At 61.5% G+C, this 16,736-nt stretch carries 15 protein-coding genes; 9 read left to right on the top strand and 6 right to left on the bottom strand.

Annotated elements, in window-relative coordinates; genetic code table 11:
* The first annotated feature begins 133 nt into the window (after window positions 1-133).
* Window positions 134-412, top strand: coding sequence for a DUF1145 domain-containing protein (locus tag HKK53_RS13965; protein WP_169371311.1), 279 nt, complete (start codon window positions 134-136; stop codon window positions 410-412).
* Window positions 405-1,163 carry a collagen-like triple helix repeat-containing protein gene (locus tag HKK53_RS13960; RefSeq protein WP_169371310.1) on the top strand — a complete coding sequence of 253 codons (759 nt, stop codon included), beginning with the start codon at window positions 405-407 and terminating at the stop codon, window positions 1,161-1,163. Before HKK53_RS13965 ends, HKK53_RS13960 begins: the two co-directional genes overlap by 8 nt.
* A gap of 143 nt (window positions 1,164-1,306) precedes the next feature.
* Here the strand turns inward: HKK53_RS13960 and HKK53_RS13955 are convergent, their stop codons facing one another.
* A complete protein-coding gene (locus HKK53_RS13955) occupies window positions 1,307-1,771 on the bottom strand; it encodes a CopD family protein (protein ID WP_169371309.1) in 465 nt (154 codons plus the stop codon).
* A gap of 99 nt (window positions 1,772-1,870) precedes the next feature.
* On the opposite strand from HKK53_RS13955, the gene dinG reads away from it, so the two are divergent.
* The 5 genes from dinG to pdxH all read left to right on the top strand — a co-directional run bounded on the left by dinG (window position 1,871) and on the right by pdxH (window position 9,917).
* Window positions 1,871-4,015, top strand: coding sequence for an ATP-dependent DNA helicase DinG (gene dinG, locus HKK53_RS13950; RefSeq protein ID WP_169371308.1), 2,145 nt, complete (start codon window positions 1,871-1,873; stop codon window positions 4,013-4,015).
* A gap of 95 nt (window positions 4,016-4,110) precedes the next feature.
* Entirely contained in the window at window positions 4,111-6,600 is a 2,490-nt protein-coding gene (locus HKK53_RS13945) for a beta-agarase (protein ID WP_169371307.1), read from the top strand.
* A gap of 275 nt (window positions 6,601-6,875) precedes the next feature.
* Complete coding sequence (locus HKK53_RS13940) at window positions 6,876-8,021, top strand: serine hydrolase domain-containing protein (RefSeq protein ID WP_169371306.1); 1,146 nt, start codon at window positions 6,876-6,878, stop codon at window positions 8,019-8,021.
* Window positions 8,022-8,133: 112 nt separating this feature from the next.
* Entirely contained in the window at window positions 8,134-9,246 is a 1,113-nt protein-coding gene (locus HKK53_RS13935) for an OmpA family protein (protein WP_169371305.1), read from the top strand.
* A 23-nt stretch (window positions 9,247-9,269) separates the two neighbouring features.
* Window positions 9,270-9,917, top strand: a complete 648-nt coding sequence (gene pdxH / locus HKK53_RS13930) for a pyridoxamine 5'-phosphate oxidase (RefSeq protein ID WP_169371304.1) — start codon at window positions 9,270-9,272, stop codon at window positions 9,915-9,917.
* 5 nt (window positions 9,918-9,922) lie between these two features.
* Here pdxH and HKK53_RS13925 read toward each other — a convergent pair whose 3' ends face one another.
* Window positions 9,923-10,159: a hypothetical protein gene (locus HKK53_RS13925; protein WP_169371303.1), complete on the bottom strand. Its 237-nt coding sequence runs from the start codon at window positions 10,157-10,159 to the stop codon at window positions 9,923-9,925.
* Between the two features lie 167 nt (window positions 10,160-10,326).
* On the opposite strand from HKK53_RS13925, the gene HKK53_RS13920 reads away from it, so the two are divergent.
* Complete coding sequence (locus HKK53_RS13920) at window positions 10,327-10,791, top strand: glycine zipper 2TM domain-containing protein (RefSeq protein WP_133837333.1); 465 nt, start codon at window positions 10,327-10,329, stop codon at window positions 10,789-10,791.
* Between the two features lie 107 nt (window positions 10,792-10,898).
* Here the strand turns inward: HKK53_RS13920 and HKK53_RS13915 are convergent, their stop codons facing one another.
* From HKK53_RS13915 to nhaA, 3 genes are all read right to left on the bottom strand, one after another.
* Window positions 10,899-11,129, bottom strand: a complete 231-nt coding sequence (locus HKK53_RS13915; RefSeq protein WP_169371302.1) for a DUF7683 domain-containing protein — start codon at window positions 11,127-11,129, stop codon at window positions 10,899-10,901.
* Entirely contained in the window at window positions 11,126-12,301 is a 1,176-nt protein-coding gene (locus HKK53_RS13910; protein WP_169371301.1) for a colicin E3/pyocin S6 family cytotoxin, read from the bottom strand. Before HKK53_RS13910 ends, HKK53_RS13915 begins: the two co-directional genes overlap by 4 nt.
* A 121-nt stretch (window positions 12,302-12,422) precedes the next feature.
* Entirely contained in the window at window positions 12,423-13,610 is a 1,188-nt protein-coding gene (gene nhaA / locus HKK53_RS13905) for a Na+/H+ antiporter NhaA (protein ID WP_169371300.1), read from the bottom strand.
* Window positions 13,611-13,860: 250 nt separating this feature from the next.
* On the opposite strand from nhaA, the gene HKK53_RS13900 reads away from it, so the two are divergent.
* On the top strand, window positions 13,861-14,955 hold the full coding sequence (locus HKK53_RS13900) for a PLP-dependent cysteine synthase family protein (RefSeq protein WP_169371299.1): 1,095 nt from the start codon (window positions 13,861-13,863) through the stop codon (window positions 14,953-14,955).
* Between the two features lie 126 nt (window positions 14,956-15,081).
* Here HKK53_RS13900 and HKK53_RS13895 read toward each other — a convergent pair whose 3' ends face one another.
* Window positions 15,082-16,695, bottom strand: coding sequence for an NAD(P)/FAD-dependent oxidoreductase (locus HKK53_RS13895; RefSeq protein ID WP_169371298.1), 1,614 nt, complete (start codon window positions 16,693-16,695; stop codon window positions 15,082-15,084).
* Window positions 16,696-16,736: the final 41 nt, after the last annotated feature.

The following is a 16,736-nucleotide window of genomic DNA, read 5'->3' as shown; positions in this document are numbered from 1 at the left end:
CGATCTAGAGCCGCCGGGTGACCAAAGTCGCGAATCCGGCGGCCGTCTGGATGAATTTTCTCTTGCCCACTGGCGCATCCCTTGCGGAAGCCGTTACTGTGCGCTCAAAGAATAATTCTCAACGGGGGAGCGTATGAAGGTGTTTTGGGGGCTGGGGAAGCTGTTGACCCTGCTGTTCTGGTTGGTGGTGCTGGTCAATCTGCTGATCCCGTTTATCAATCCGCTGCACCTGCTGGTCAACATGGCCGGGGCGCTGCTGGCGGTCATCCATTTTCTGGAAGCTCTGCTGTGCTACCGCAGCCTCAGAGGCCGCGCCCACCCATGGCGTGATCGCTTGAAGATTCTGTTCTTTGGCGTTTTCCACCTGCAAACCATTCCGGCCCCGGCCGTACCAGGGGCTTCCCATGCGTAAACTCTGTCTGCTCGCTACATTCATCAGCCCACTCGCCTGTGCCCAAGTGGTGAGCGTCGAAACCAACTCGCTGATGCGCTTGCCCAACACGGCCAGCTCCTTGCAGCTGGAAAAACTTGAAGTCGCCGATTACGGCACCCTGCTGATTCCCTCGAACGTTACTGAAGTGACGGTCGGCGAATTGCACCTGGGGCGTGACGCGCGGATCGCCATCGTGCCCGGCGAACAGGCGCTGGAATTGAAAGTCAGCCGCGCCGAGTTGTCCGAAGGCAGCCTGATCACCGCGCGCGGTGCACCGGGAACTTACCTCAAGGCTGCGCGCTCCGGGCGTAACCTGAACTTGCAGATCAAAGCGCTGAGCGCACCGACATTGACCGTGGACGCGCGCGGTGGTGCAGGGGCGCCGGGGTTCGTTGGCCTGGATGGCGCCAACGGCGAGGAGCCGGGCTGCACTTGGGGCCAGGCTGGTCGCGGGTTTGACGGCAGCAATGGCAGCGACGGTCAGCCAGGGGCGGCGGGTGCGCTGGTGCGCCTGGAAGTGCCGCGTGATTACCCGGTGGAGCAGATCAAGGTCCAGGTCGCCGGCGGTGCTGGTGGCTTGGCCGGCCCTGGTGGTAAACCGGGCGCGGGCGGCAAGGCCAAGGGTTGCCTGGTGTACAAGGCCGATGGCGGCAAGAGCGGGCGTCCAGGCGTTGATGGTCAGCCAGGGCCTGCCGGCGCGGCGGGGGTGGTGACGGTTCAGCGGTTGTAATGCCGTTACTGATTGTTCCCACGCTCTGCGTGGGAATACAGCCCGTGACGCTCTGCGTCACTGGACGCGGAGCGTCCCTTGAGGCATTCCCACGCAGAGCGTGGGACGATCATCTGTAGGAGCGAGGCTTGCCCGCGAAGCTGTTAGAACATCGGCCGCGCCGCCGCAATCGCCACCAACACCATCCCGACAATCAGATTGATCCCCACCAACTTGCGAATCTTCCCCAGCGCCGCCGCACCTGCCGGCCAATCCTGCGCGTCCACCGCCGTACGCAATTCCGGTAGCAACAACGCCTGAATCCGGATAAACAGCGCGGTCATCACCACGTACAAGCCCATCATCACCTGCACATAACGCGGCGCCATTTCAAACCCGGCGAACTGCAGGTGAATCATGCCTACGCCGCTGATCGGCAAAAGCACCACCGCGACCCAGACCCAGCGGAAAAAACCTTGAAACACTTCTACCCACAGCTTCAACCGGCCAGGGCCTTCCAAGGCCTTCATCGCCGCCGGGCGCAGGACCATCCAGGCGAAAAACATGCCGCCCACCCACACCAGGGCGGACAGGACATGCAGGGTATATAACAGGCTAAACACGGTCATTGAGGTACTCCGTTCTGCGCGGGATTAATTAGCGCGGTATGATAGCCGCCATCCGAAACCACTGAAAATTTATCCAGCGTTTTTTGCGCCCGACAATCCATGATCAGCACCGAACTCAAAACCACGATCCAGGGCGCCTACACGCGTTTTCTTGAAGCCAAGAGCCTCAAGCCGCGTTACGGCCAACGCCTGATGATCGCCGAAATTGCCAAAGTCCTCGGTGACATCGACACCGACGACGAAGGCCGGCGCAGTGGAGACCCCGCGATTGTCGCGGTGGAAGCCGGCACCGGTACCGGTAAAACCGTGGCCTACAGCCTGGCGGCGATTCCGACGGCGAAGGCTGCCGGCAAACGCCTGGTGATCGCCACAGCCACGATCGCCCTGCAAGAGCAGATCGTGTTCAAGGATTTGCCCGACCTGATGCGCAACAGCGGGCTGAATTTCAGCTTCGCCCTGGCCAAGGGCCGTGGACGCTACATGTGCTTGTCCAAGCTCGACATGTTGCTCCAGGAAGGTCACGCACAAACCGCCACCGCGCAGTTGTTCGAAGAAGAAGGCTTCAAGATCGAGGTCGATGAGGCCAGCCAGAAGCTGTTCACCAGCATGATCGAAAAACTCGCCGGCAATAAGTGGGATGGCGACCGCGACAGTTGGTCCACCGCCCTCGAAGACGCCGACTGGGCGCGCCTGACCACCGATCACAGCCAGTGCACCAACCGTCATTGCCCCAACTTTGGCCAGTGCGCCTTCTACAAGGCCCGCGAAGGCATGGGCAAGGTTGACGTGATCGTCACCAACCACGACATGGTCCTGGCCGACCTGGCCCTGGGCGGCGGCGCCGTGCTGCCGGACCCGCGCGACACCATCTACGTGTTCGACGAAGGTCACCACCTGCCGGACAAGGCAATCGGTCACTTCGCCCACTACACGCGCCTGCGTTCCACTGCCGACTGGCTGGAAACCACCGCCAAGAACCTCACCAAACTGCTGGCCCAGCATCCATTGCCGGGCGATCTGGGCAAGTTGATCGAACAGGTGCCGGAGTTGGCCCGCGAGATCAAGACTCAGCAGCAGTTCATGTTCACCGCCTGCGAACAGGTCGCCGATTTCAAGCCCGGCGAAGACGTCGAAGGCCGTGAGCGGCCGCGTCACCGCTTCGTGGCCGGGGTCATCCCCGAGCACATGCGCGAGATGGGCGTCGAGCTCAAGAAGGGCTTTGCCCGCCTGACCGACCTGTTCACCCGCCTCACCGAACTGCTCAAGGAAGGCATGGACGGCGAGGTCAACATCGGCATCGCCAGCAATCAGGCCGAAGAGTGGTATCCATTGTTTGGCAGCCTGTTGTCCCGTTCTTCGGGCAACTGGGAATTGTGGGTCGCATTCACCGCCGAAGACCCGGAAGACAACCCGCCGATGGCCCGTTGGCTGACCCTGGCGGAAAGCGGTTCGCTGTTCGACATCGAGGTCAACGCCAGCCCGATCCTTGCCGCGGAAATGCTTCGCCGCAACCTGTGGAACGTGGCCTATGGCGCGCTGGTGACCTCGGCGACCCTGACCGCACTCGGTACCTTCGACCGCTTCCGCATGCGTGCCGGCCTGCCGAAAAAAGCTGTCACCGCTGTGGTCCCGAGCCCGTTCCATCATGCCGATGCCGGCGTGCTGCGGGTGCCAGACCTGAAGGCCGATCCGCGTGACGCGCCGGCCCACACCGCCGCGATCATTCGTGACCTGCCGTCACTGGTGGAAGGCTCACGGGGCACTTTGGTGCTGTTCTCATCACGCAAACAGATGCAGGACGTGTTCGACGGCCTGGATCGCGACTGGCGCAAGCAAGTGTTCATTCAAGGCAACCTGTCGAAACAGGAAACCCTGAACAAGCACAAGGCGCGGGTCGATGGCGGGGATTCCAGCGTACTGTTCGGCCTGGCGAGTTTCGCCGAAGGCGTCGACTTGCCCGGTGCCTATTGCGAGCACGTGGTGATCGCGAAGATTCCATTCTCGGTGCCGGACGATCCGGTGGAAGCCGCGTTGGCCGAGTGGATCGAAGCCCGGGGCGGCAATCCGTTCATGGAAATCTCCGTGCCGGACGCCTCGCTGAAACTGGTCCAGGCTTGCGGTCGCTTGCTGCGTACCGAAGAGGATCGCGGCACCATCACTTTGCTCGACCGACGGCTGGTGACCCAGCGTTACGGCAAAGCGATCCTCAATGCGTTGCCACCCTTCCGGCGTGAAATTTCCTGATACACCGGTGGGCAGTTTTGCCCACCGCGTTGTCTATCTCTCTGTCATCGCTTTTCCACTGGCCATAGTTGGTCGTTAGGGAGAATTTCGTTCTCATGATTCGTCGTTCGTTGCCTGCTGTATTTGCCCTGTTGTTCGCAACGCCGTTGCTGGCTGCCCCTGCGGGCCAGCAGACGCTGTTCAACTTTGTGCGCCCCGCCGATGTGGTCACGGTGGCGACCCAGGACGCCAGCCTGCCGCAATCCAACGCCGAGCAAACGGCCGAAGGCGAAGTGCTGCGCCGGGTAACCTTCAACCCGGTAGCCCAGCCGACCTTGCGCCTGACCCCGCAAACCGGTGCCTGGGACTGGTCGCAGTCGGGCGTCATGACCTTGCGGGTCCAGAGTGCCATGGACTGGGCCGTGACCCTCTACGTGAAAATCCAGAGCAACGACGGCAAGACCCTGATCAGCCGCGTCGACCTGCCGGCCGGCCCGGCGCAAACACTGCTGGTGCCCTTGGTCGCCAGTTCACCGTTGAGCCAGGGCATGAAAGCCGGGCCGCCGATGCCGATGACCGTCGACGGTCAGCGCGTGTTGCTGTCCAGCAGCAGCGGTGAACTGGATCGCAGCCAGGTGGTGTCGGTGAGTTTGTCGATGGACCAGCCGAAAGTTGCCCAGAGCATCCTGCTGGAACGCTTCGGCGTGCAGGACGGCGAGGACGTGAGCAAAGCCGTGTATGGCGCGCTGGTGGACACTTACGGTCAATCGACTCGGGCCAAATGGCCGGAAAAAGTCAGCAGTGACGAGCAGCTGAAATCCGCCGCCGCCAAAGAACAGCAACAACTGAAAACCTGGCTGGCCGAGCGCGAGAAATCATCCCTGGACAAGTTCGGTGGCTTGAACAAAGGCCCGGCGTTCAAGGCCAGCGGCTTCTTCCGCACCGAGAAGCGCGATGGTCGCTGGTATCTGGTGACGCCGGAAGGGCATCCGTTCTACTCCCTTGGCGTGAATACGGTCGCCCCTGATGTTGATCAAACCTACATCGCCGGTCGTGAGTGGATGTTTGAAAACCTGCCAAAGCCCGACGAACCGCTGGCCAGCCACTATGGCGAAGGCGACAACCGTGGCGGCAACGGTGCCGATCAGGGTCGCGCCTACAACGTTGGTCGCTGGTACGACTTTTATGGCGCCAACCTGCAGCGGCTCTATGGTGAACCGTGTGCGGTGACCAGTGAAACCAAGGCCGGCGTTGCCGAAGCGGCCAAAGCTGACGCGGTGGCACAGACGGCGGAAAAAGCTGCGGAGCAACCTGTCGCGCCGACCACCGCCGAATCCGGTATCGCCGAAGCAGCGAAGACAGGCGCTACCGAAGCCACAGTCGCCAAAGCAGTCGAACCCTGCAAAGCCGTGGTCGATGAACAACGCTGGACCCGCCACACCCTGGATCGCCTGCAAGCCTGGGGCTTCAACACGGTCGGCAACTGGAGCGAGCCGGCGCTGGGCGACGCGGATCGCGTGCCGTACACCTTGCCGCTGTCGATCGTCGGCGATTACGCCAGCATCAGCACCGGTACCGACTGGTGGGGCGGCATGCCTGACCCGTTCGACCCGCGATTCGCCATGGCCACCGAGCGTGCCGTGGCCATTGCGGCTCGGGATCACCGCGACGATCCGTGGTTGATCGGCTACTTCGCCGACAACGAACTGGCCTGGGCCGGCCCCGGCGACGACCCGAAAGCCCGTTACGCCCTGGCCTACGGCACGTTGAAGATGACCACCGACGTGCCGGCCAAACGCGCGTTCCTCAAGCAATTGCGCGACAAGTACCGCAACCAGGCGGGCCTGTCGAAAGCCTGGGGCATTGACCTGCCAGCCTGGGAATTGATGGAGGATCCGGGCTTCGAAGCACCACTGCCAAGCGCCGATCACCCGGAAATCGAAGCCGACTTCAAATACTTCCAGAAGGTCTTCGCCGACACTTACTTCAAGACCATTTCCGATTCGCTGAAATGGCACGCGCCGAACCAGCTGTTGCTGGGTGGCCGTTTCGCTATCAGCACCCCGGAAGCCGTCGAGTCCTGCGCGCAGTATTGCGATGTGTTGAGCTTCAACATGTACACCCTGCAACCCCAGGACGGTTACGACTTCGCCAAACTGCGCAGCCTGGATAAACCGGTGCTGATCACCGAGTTCAACTTCGGCTCGGCGGATCGCGGCCCGTTCTGGGGCGGTGTGACGCAACTGGCGAAGGAAGAAGACCGTGGCCCGGCCTACGCCAACTTCCTCAAACAGGCGATGAGCGAACCGTCGATTGTCGGCGTGCACTGGTTCCAGTACCTCGATCAACCGGTGACCGGGCGCTTGCTGGATGGCGAGAACGGGCACTTTGGCCTGGTAGGCATTACCGATCTGCCGTTCCAGGGCTTTGTCGACAGCGTGCGCAAAAGCAACCTGGCGACTGTCAGTCAACTGGGTAAAGAGGCCGAGAAAGCCAAGGCCGAGGCGGATAAAGCCAGCCACGAAGCCGAGGGCGGCCGCAAAGGCGACGCCGGTAAAGGCCCGGGTGCCGGGCATGCGGGCGGGCATTCGGGTAATGGTCATTAATAGTTGAGACCCCTGTGGCGAGGGAGCTTGCTCCCGCTGGGCTGCGAAGCGGCCCCAAAACCTGCAACGACGGTGTTTCAGACACACCGCATGCAATGGTTTTACGACTGCTTCGCAGCCGAGCGGGAGCAAGCTCCCTCGCCACAGGTACATCACATGTTTTCCGAAAAAATCTATAGGCGGCTACACCGCCCAGCCCGCCCTTGTTCCCAAAACCCTCCAGGGCTGGAACAATGCGGACCACTTTGTAGAGCGTTTATCCGGGGGAGTTGCGTTTGCAGATTCAGGGTCATTACGAGCTTAAGTTCGAAGCGGTGCGCGAGGCCTTTGCCGCACTGTTCGACGATCCCCAGGAACGTGGCGCGGCGTTGTGCATCCAGGTCGGCGGTGAAACCGTCCTCGACCTCTGGGCCGGTACCGCCGATAAGGACGGTCTTGAGGCCTGGCATAGCGATACCATCGCCAACCTGTTCTCCTGCACCAAGACCTTCACCGCCGTCACCGCGCTGCAACTGGTGGCCGAAGGCAAGCTGCAACTCGATGCCCCGGTGGCCCGCTACTGGCCCGAATTTGCCGCTGCCGGCAAAGAATCCGTAACGCTGCGCCAATTGCTCTGCCATCAGGCCGGCCTGCCGGCTCTGCGCGAGTTGCTGGCGCCCGAAGCCTTGTATGACTGGCAAACCATGGTCGACGCGCTGGCCGCCGAACAACCCTGGTGGACGCCGGGACAAGGCCACGGCTATGCCGCGATCACCTACGGCTGGCTGGTCGGCGAATTGCTGCGTCGTGTCGACGGTCGCGGCCCTGGCGAATCCATCGTCGCGCGGGTGGCCAAGCCGTTGGGCCTGGACTTCCACGTCGGCCTGGCGGACGAAGAGTTTCACCGCGTGGCGCACATCGCCCGGGGCAAGGGCAACGTCGGCGATGCCGCGGCCCAGCGCCTGTTGCAAGTGACGATGCGCGAACCGACGGCCATGACCACCCGGGCCTTCACCAACCCGCCGTCGATCATGACCAGCACCAACAAACCGGAATGGCGGCGCATGCAACAACCCGCCGCCAACGGCCACGGCAATGCCCGCAGCCTGGCCGGGTTTTATGCCGGTTTGCTGGACGGCAGCCTGCTGGAAAGCGAAATGCTCGATGAGCTGACCCGCGAACACAGCCTCGGCGACGACAAGACTTTACTGACCCGGACCCGTTTTGGCCTGGGTTGCATGCTCGATCAACCGGAGGTGCCGAATGCCACGTATGGCCTCGGTCCACGGGCGTTCGGCCACCCTGGCGCGGGCGGTTCCATCGGTTTTGCTGACCCAGAGCACGACGTGGCTTTCGGCTTTGTGACAAATACCTTGGGGCCGTACGTCTTGATGGATCCACGCGCGCAGAAGCTCGTACGGGTGCTTGCCACTTGTCTGTAAAGCGTCGTTGAAAGGTTTGGCACCGGAACCTCGTTACCTTTTTCGATTCAAAGCGTCTGTTTATGCGGTCCGATGTGGGCTTGTGTTTATTACTTCATTTTGTGGATATCCAATGTCATCCAATAAAACTCTTGCTCTGGCACTGTGCTTCGCCGTTACCGGTTGCGCGCAAACTCCGCAAAATGACGCCGATGGCACCAGTCACTGGTGGCAGTTCGGTTCTTCCGACAAAGTCGCCGCCAAAGCCCCGGCCCCAGCGGTCGATCCGCTGAAAGCGGAGATCACCGCCCCGGTGGTCAAGGCTGAAAGCAGCAGCCGCTGGTATTGGCCGTTCGGTTCCGATGATGGCGCCGATAAGCCCGTCGCCAAGGCCGACGTCAAACCTGAAGCTAAACCGGCAGAAGTCGCCAAGGCTGACGCCGACGCGGGTGGCAAGTGGTGGTGGCCGTTCGGTGGCAAAGATCAGAGCACCGCCAAAGCCGTGCCGATGCCCGATCCGAAAGTGACCCAGGCCTGGCTCGACGATTACGAACCGCGCCTGCGTGACGCGATCAAGGACAGCAACCTGAAACTGGAGCGCCGTGACAACGTGCTGGTGGTAACGGCGCCGGTGGATGGCTCGTTCAACCCGGATCGCCCGGCCATGCTGCTGCCGGTCACCCTTGGCCCGTTCAGCCGCGTCGCGAAAATCCTTGAAGTCGATCCGAAGACCGCGGTGCTGGTCCTCGGTCACAGCGATACGTCGGGCGCGGCGCCGGCCAACGTCAAATTGAGCCAGGAACGTGCCCAGGCTGTGGCGGCGATCTTCCGTCTCAGCGGTTTGCAGCGCGATCGCCTGATGCTGCGTGGCATGGGCGGCGAAGCCCCGCGTGCCGCCAACGACAGCAATGAAGGCCGTGCCTTGAACCGTCGTGTGGAACTGCTGGTCACTCCGCAAAACACCATGGTGGCGTTGCTGAGCAAGTACAACATGCCAGCGCCGGCACCGGTCAGAATGGTGGCCGCCCAGGACGTCAAGCCAGTAGTCAAACCTGTCACCCCGGCGCCAGCGGCCAAGAAAGCCGCTGCGCCAGCCGCGAAAAAGGCACCCGCCAAGAAAGCCGCAGCCAAGGCTCCAGCCAAGAAAGCTCCGGCCAAAGCCGCGACCCCGGCGAAAAAGCCTGCACCGGCCAAAGCCGCTGCTGACTCGAAGAAAGTCGTCGCTACGGATGCTGCGAAGAACTGATCGTTAACCAGAAGGAATGTGCCATGACCCAGGCCCTGGCTGATATGCGTCGCGACTACACCCGTGATGGCCTGACCGAGGCTCAAGCCCCGGCCGAGCCGTTCGCGCTGTTCCATCAGTGGTTCGCCGATGCGGTGAAAACCGAACAGGTGCCGGTCGAGGCCAATGCAATGACCCTGGCCACCGTCGATCTGGACGGTCGGCCCCATTGCCGCATTCTGCTGCTCAAGGGCCTGGACACTCAGGGCTTCACCTTCTTCACCAACTACGACAGCGCCAAGGGCCAGCATCTGGCGGTGAACCCGTTCGCCGCCATGACCTTCTTCTGGCCGACCCTGGAGCGCCAGGTGCGCATTGAAGGGCGGGTGGTGAAGGTCACGCCCGAAGAGTCCGACGCCTACTTTCAGGTACGCCCCCTGGGCAGCCGTCTCGGTGCCTGGGCTTCGCCCCAGAGCCGGGTGATTGCCGATCGTGGTGAACTCGAAGAATTGCTCAAAATCACCGAGCAGCGCTTCAGCGATACCCAGCCACACTGCCCGGAACACTGGGGCGGTTACCGTTTGCTCCCCGAGCGCATCGAGTTCTGGCAAGGCCGTCCGAGCCGCCTGCACGATCGCCTCAACTACCGCCTGCAAGACGCCGACTGGATTCTTGAACGTCTGGCACCCTAAGCAGTCTACCGACCGGGATAGCCTGCCGCAGCGGCCTCAAGCCATTGCGGCAGGTCCCGACGCTTGATTCTCTGCGCTTGAGCGTTCGCCAGTTGCTGGAGCATGAAGGCTTTTTTATGCTCATCCTTACCAGCCAAGGCTAACGCCAGATCGCGGTCCATCCAGCGTTTGATCCGGACGTACAACCACCCGTGGAAGTACAGACCGGCCACGGTCGTGACGACAATGATGAAGTAATCCATGAAAAATCCTTGGGTCAATGGCGCAGGTTTTGGTAATTGCCGCTACTGTGGTGTGAGTTCAGAGGTGTCTGTACCGGGCCTGAATGAAACCAATTTTATCCGGGCGATGCCGTGACAGGCGTCAAGCTGCGGAGTTTAATGAACACCTGTCCTTTGGAGTTGATGCTATGCGTAAGTCTGTTTTGCTGGTTGCTTCCTTTTCCACGATGGCGATGTTGCTCACCGGCTGCCAATCCAGCCTGACCGGTGACTCCTACTCCCGTGACGAAGCGCGTCGCGTGCAGACGATTCGCATGGGCACCATCGAATCCCTGCGCCCAGTGAAAATCGAAGGCACCAAGACCCCAATCGGCGGTATCGCCGGTGCGGCAGTGGGTGGTGTTGGCGGCAGCGCCATCGGTGGCGGTCGCGGCAGCATCGTTGCTGCGGTCATCGGTGCGGTTGCCGGTGGCCTGATTGGTTCGGCTACCGAAGAAGGCCTGACGCGTGCCCAAGGCGTAGAAATTACCGTGCGTGAAGACGACGGCAGCATGCGCGCCTATGTGCAGCAGGTTCAGGAGAATGAAGTGTTCCGTGTGGGTGAGCGGGTGCGGATTTCCACGGTTGATGGGACTAGCCGCGTTTCGCACTAAGCGGAAGCGCAGGGTAAAAGAAAACCCCGATCAGGTGACTGGTCGGGGTTTTTTATGCGAGTAGAAAAATTACTTTCTTGCATGGCTTACCGCTGGATAGTCTCGATTCATTCTGTGCACACCAGTTGTACGATCTTATTTGCACCCATAAGGGGTTTTCCGGTCCAGTCTTCCAGTACCTTTATTTGTTCTGGAGACAAGTCGTAACCGTCGAATTCGTCGTCCGGTTGTTGCCAGTTCATCAGCGCTCTCAACGCTTCGCTTCGACTGGCGGGGACATCAACGGTAAGAAGCAGATCTTCAGTCCGACTATCGAAAACTTCTATAACATGTTTCATTTTTCTACTCTCCTAGCCGGATCGGCAGGCTTTGTCTGTTCTCCGGTTTCCGGATCGTACTCTCCAAGATGTTTTCCTTGTTTCGTGTACAACTCAACCTTGCCATGTTGTGAGTCCCATTCATAAATTCTCCCTGACAGATCTTTCCAGCGTCTGCGTTTTTTTCCGCCGCCCCGCACGGAGGTTTTCATCGGCGCAGGTTTTACATCTGGAAAAGCTGGTAATGCTGGTGGCGCTGGGTGGTACTGCTTATCTCCCGGAACACTTAGAACAATGTAAACCGGCCGCACCCCCGACCCCACCGGAAACACAAGAATGAAATCCTTGTACTCAGGCGGATAAACCGGGTTCACGATGATGCTATCCGCCGCTTTCGTCGGCGGGTAAACCCAGATGTGCGGGGCTTGTGGTGCGGCTTCGAGCGCGGGAATACCGAGGATGTCGGAACCGTCCACCGCCGGGGTCCAGATCAGCTCAACGCCATCCCCGAGGTCAGCCACTTGCCTGTTATCGCGCAAATCGAATTGCGCGACGTCGACCATTTCCCAATCGCGGTTCTTGCCGGTGTAGAAGGCGTAACCCTTGAGACTGCCATCAGCCTGTTGCTCGATTCTCAGCCGAACACGGGTGCGCGCTTGCTTGAGTGCGCGCAATTGTTCTTCGGTGTAGAGCGCGCTATCGCCCAGGCTCGGCGTCCAGAACAGCGCGGCCAAACCGGCCAATGCGGTAGCACCCGCCACACCGATTGCCGGTATGGCCGGAAAGCGTAACGCGAGTCGCCCGATGTCGAGCGGCTGTGTGTTGCCGCTGATCGTCTCCAGATTCAGCAGCCCGGCTTCATCCACCTCGCGAGCACCCAGCCAGGCGACTTCCCCGTAATCCTTGAGGCTGTCGGTGGGCACCATCCCCGAAGGGTTGGCGTAATCGATGATGGCGTCCGGCAGCTTGCAGGACTTGGCGAAGACGCAGCCCGCGCGAGGGGGTTCGTCTTTGGAGGAGGTGAGCGGAAGATTGCGTTCGAAGGCGTCTTGCCGGGCAAGCATGGCCTCGTAGGCACTTTGCCGAGCGTCCCGCTTGGCCAGTTCGGTGGCGGTCATGAAGCGGTGAGAGACGCGATGCCCATCACCTGATGGCGGGTTTTTAACCCGGGGGATGTCGTTGTTGCCAGCCACTGATCGTCCTTGAAAATTCGTCCATCGACAGCCCCCAAAAGGGGCTGTGCGACGTTAACGAACGTGGCTGATCGTGGCTGTAGGACGAGTCTTCAATGTCCTTAGGAGTGTTCTCTGTTAGTCAGGATTGCAGCACGACACGCTTGCGACTCGCCGCCGCCGTCACCGCATAACCAATCAACGCCGCGAGAATCGAACCGGTCAAGATCCCCATCCGGTCCATCCCGGCGTAGTCACTGGTGCCCGGCACAAACGCCAGGGACCCGACAAACAGGCTCATGGTGAAGCCGATACCGCAGAGGATCGCCACGCCCAGCACCTGGCCCCAATTGGCGCCTTGGGGCAGGGCGGCGATGCCGGCTTTTACCGCCAGCCAGGTCAGGCCGAACACGCCCAGGGTCTTGCCCAGCAGCAGGCCGACGGCGATGCCCATCGGCACGTGGTGGGTGAAGCTTTCCACGGTCACGCCGCTGAGGGACAGGCCGGCGTTGGCGAAGGCGAACAGTGGCAGGATGCCGTAGGCCACCCACGGGTGCAGCGCGTGTTCCAGGGTCATCAGCGGCGACGGTTCGGCATTTTTGGTGCGCAATGGAATGCAGAAGGCCAGGGTTACGCCAGCCAGTGTGGCATGGACACCGCTCTTCAGTACGCACACCCACAGGATCAACCCGATGATCATGTACGGCCCGAGCTTGACCACGCCGAGCCGGTTCATCGCGATCAGCGCGACGATGCAGGCCCCGGCCAGCGCCAGGGACAAGGTCGACAATGTGCCGGAGTAGAAAATCGCGATAACGATGATGGCGCCGAGGTCATCGATGATCGCCAGTGTCATCAGGAACAGCTTCAGCGACACCGGCACCCGCTTGCCGAGCAAGGCCAGCACGCCGAGGGCGAAGGCGATGTCGGTGGCCATCGGGATCGCCCAGCCACCCAGCGCCGACGGATCGTCGCGGTTGATGAACCAGTAGATCAGCGCCGGCACCACCATGCCGCCAATCGCCGCCGCGCCGGGCAGGACGATTTGCGAGGGTTTCGACAGCTGGCCGTCGAGAACTTCGCGCTTCACTTCCAGGCCGATCAGCAGGAAGAACATCGCCATCAGGCCGTCGTTGATCCACAGCAGCAGGGGCTTGGCGATTTTCAGCGCGCCGATCTGGGCCACCACGGGAGTGTCCAGCAAGCCGTTATAGAGCCACGACAACGAGGAGTTGTTGATGATCAGAGCCAGGGCTGCGGCGGCGATCAATAACAGACCGCTGGCAGCTTCCAACTGAAAGAAACGCGTGAACGTGCTACGCAGAGGCAAGGTCGCTCTCCATCGATGAATTCAAAAGGTGGCACACCCTAACCCGTACCGTTAGTTGTTAAAACAAAAGTTATATTCTTTTTTGTTATATGCCGTTACAGCGCGAACGGCTGCAAAGCCCAACGAGGACTGAGCCTAGCAGTTGCCGGACGTATTGGACCTCAGCTGTATCTGTGCGTGGTGTAGGTTTTTTCCTAAGCTTAGGGGCTGAGCCTTGCGACAAGGCCGACTATTCAACGAGATCACCACCATGAGCGACACCCGACAGTGGGCCCGCGAAGCCATCCGGATCATCGAGGCCGACTTCCAGCGCAGCGCCGACACCCACCTGATTCCCTTGCCGCTGCCGGGTCTGCCGGGCATCGAGTTGTACTTCAAGGATGAGTCCAGCCACCCCACCGGCAGCCTGAAACATCGTCTGGCCCGTTCGCTGTTTCTCTATGCGCTGTGTAACGGCTGGCTCAAGCCCGGCGCGCCGGTGATCGAGGCGTCCAGCGGCTCGACGGCGATTTCCGAAGCGTACTTCGCCCGTTTGCTCGGCTTGCCGTTCATTGCTGTGATGCCGGCGACCACGTCCAAAGAGAAGATCGCGCAAATCGCGTTTTACGGCGGCAAGAGTCACTTGGTGGACGATCCGACCCAGATCTACGCCGAGTCCGAGCGCCTGGCCCGGGAAAACGATGGCCATTTCATCGACCAGTTCACATACGCCGAACGCGCCACCGACTGGCGGGCGAACAACAACATCGCCGAATCGATCTTCCAACAGATGCGCTTCGAGCAGCACCCGGAGCCGAGCTGGCTGATTTCCAGCCCCGGCACCGGCGGTACCACCGCAACCCTCGGCCGGTACGTGCGTTATCGCCAGCATTGCACCCGCGTGTTGTGCGCCGATGCCGAGCGTTCGGTGTTCTTCGATTACTACCAGACCGGTGATGCGAGCCTGCGTCTGGACTGCGGTTCGCGGATCGAAGGGATTGGCCGGCCACGGGTGGAAGCGTCGTTCCTGCCCAAGGTGATCGATGCCATGGTCAAGGTGCCGGATGCGCTGTCGCTGGCGGCCATGCATTACCTGGCGCAGCGCCTGGGTCGGCGCGTGGGCGGGTCGAGCGGCACTAATCTGATTGGCGCCTTGATCGCGGCGCAGCAGATGGCGGCGGCGGGGGAGTCGGGGTCGATCGTGGCGATCCTGTGCGACGGCGGCGAACGTTATGCCACCACCTATTACGACCAGGATTGGCTCAAGGGCCAAGGGTATGAATTGAGTGGTTTGATCGATGCCGTGGCGGCGAGTGTCGAACGCGGCGAACCGCTGCCGGCCACCGTACTACGCGCCAACATCTGACCCGATGATCGTTCCCACGCTCCGCGTGGGAATGCCTCACCGGACGCTCTGCGTCCGCTCTCGGGACGCGGAGCGTCCCTGGCTGCATTCCCACGCGGAGCGAGGGAACGATCGCCATCTTAAGGCTTAAGCTTCTAGGCCAAGGATGTCGCGAGCTACCGCTTCCGCAATCCGAATCCCATCGACACCCGCCGACAAAATCCCTCCTGCATAACCCGCGCCTTCACCCGCCGGGAACAGGCCCTTCACATTCAAGCTCTGCATCGACTCGTTACGGGTAATCCGCAGCGGCGACGAGGTGCGCGTCTCGATCCCGGTCAACACCGCGTCGTGCAGCGAGTAGCCCCGAATCTGCTTCTCGAACGCCGGCAAGGCTTCACGAATCGCTTCGATGGCAAACGCCGGCAAGGCCAAGGCCAAATCACCAAAGGAAACACCCGGCTTATAGGACGGTTCGACGCTGCCCACTTCGGTGGACGGCTTGCCGGCGATAAAGTCGCCGACCAGTTGCGCCGGTGCTTCGTAGTTGCTGCCGCCGAGCACAAAGGCGTGGGATTCCAGGCGTTCCTGCAACTCGATACCGGCCAGCGGTCCGCCCGGGTAATCGACTTCCGGGGTAATGCCGACGACGATCCCGGAGTTGGCGTTGCGCTCGTTACGCGAGTACTGGCTCATGCCGTTGGTGACCACGCGACCCGGCTCGGAGGTCGCCGCCACCACGGTGCCGCCCGGGCACATGCAGAAGCTGTAGACCGAACGGCCGTTCTTGGCGTGGTGCACCAGTTTGTAGTCGGCGGCGCCGAGTTTCGGGTGGCCGGCGTATTTGCCCAGGCGCGCGCGGTCGATCAGCGACTGCGGATGTTCGATACGGAACCCCACCGAAAACGGCTTGGCTTCCATGAACACGCCACGGCCGTGGAGCATGCGGAAGGTGTCGCGGGCGCTGTGGCCGAGGGCCAGGATCACGTGTTTGGAATGGATCTGCTCGCCGCCATTCAACTCGACGCCGACCAGTTGGCCGTCCTCGATCAACACGTCGGTAACCCGCTGCTGGAAGCGCACTTCGCCGCCCAGCGCACGAATCTGCTCGCGCATGTTCTCGACGACGCCAGTCAGGCGAAACGTACCGATGTGCGGTTTGCTGACGTAGAGGATTTCTTCCGGCGCGCCGGCCTTCACGAACTCATGCAAGACCTTGCGGCCGATGAATTTCGGGTCCTTGATCTGGCTGTAGAGCTTGCCGTCGGAGAACGTCCCCGCGCCGCCTTCACCGAACTGCACGTTGGATTCGGGGTTGAGCACGCTTTTGCGCCACAGGCCCCAGGTGTCCTTGGTGCGCTGGCGCACTTCGGTACCGCGTTCGAGGATGATCGGCTTGAAGCCCATTTGCGCCAGCAGCAGCCCGGCGAAGATCCCGCACGGGCCGAAACCGACGACGATCGGGCGCTGGGCCAGATCGGCCGGCGCCTGGCCGACCACTTTGTAGCTGACATCCGGCGCCACGTTGACGTTACGGTCATCGGCGAACGTGTGCAGCAACGCCGCCTCATCCTTGGCGGTGAGGTCGATGGTGTAGATGAAGCACAGTTCGGAGGATTTTTTGCGCGCATCGTAGCTGCGCTTGAACAAGGTGAAGTCGAGCAGGTCATCACTGGCGATGCCCAGGCGCTGCACGATGGCAGGGCGCAGGTCTTCTTCGGGATGGTCGATCGGCAACTTGAGTTCGGTGATTCGTAACATGACGGGATCCGTTTCGCGGGGCGCACAACTGCGCCAAGGCG

Source organism: Pseudomonas sp. ADAK7 (assembly GCF_012935675.1).
Lineage (GTDB): Bacteria > Pseudomonadota > Gammaproteobacteria > Pseudomonadales > Pseudomonadaceae > Aquipseudomonas.
Note: the sequence above shows the minus strand (reverse complement) of the source record. Positions and strands in the feature narration are given on the sequence as shown.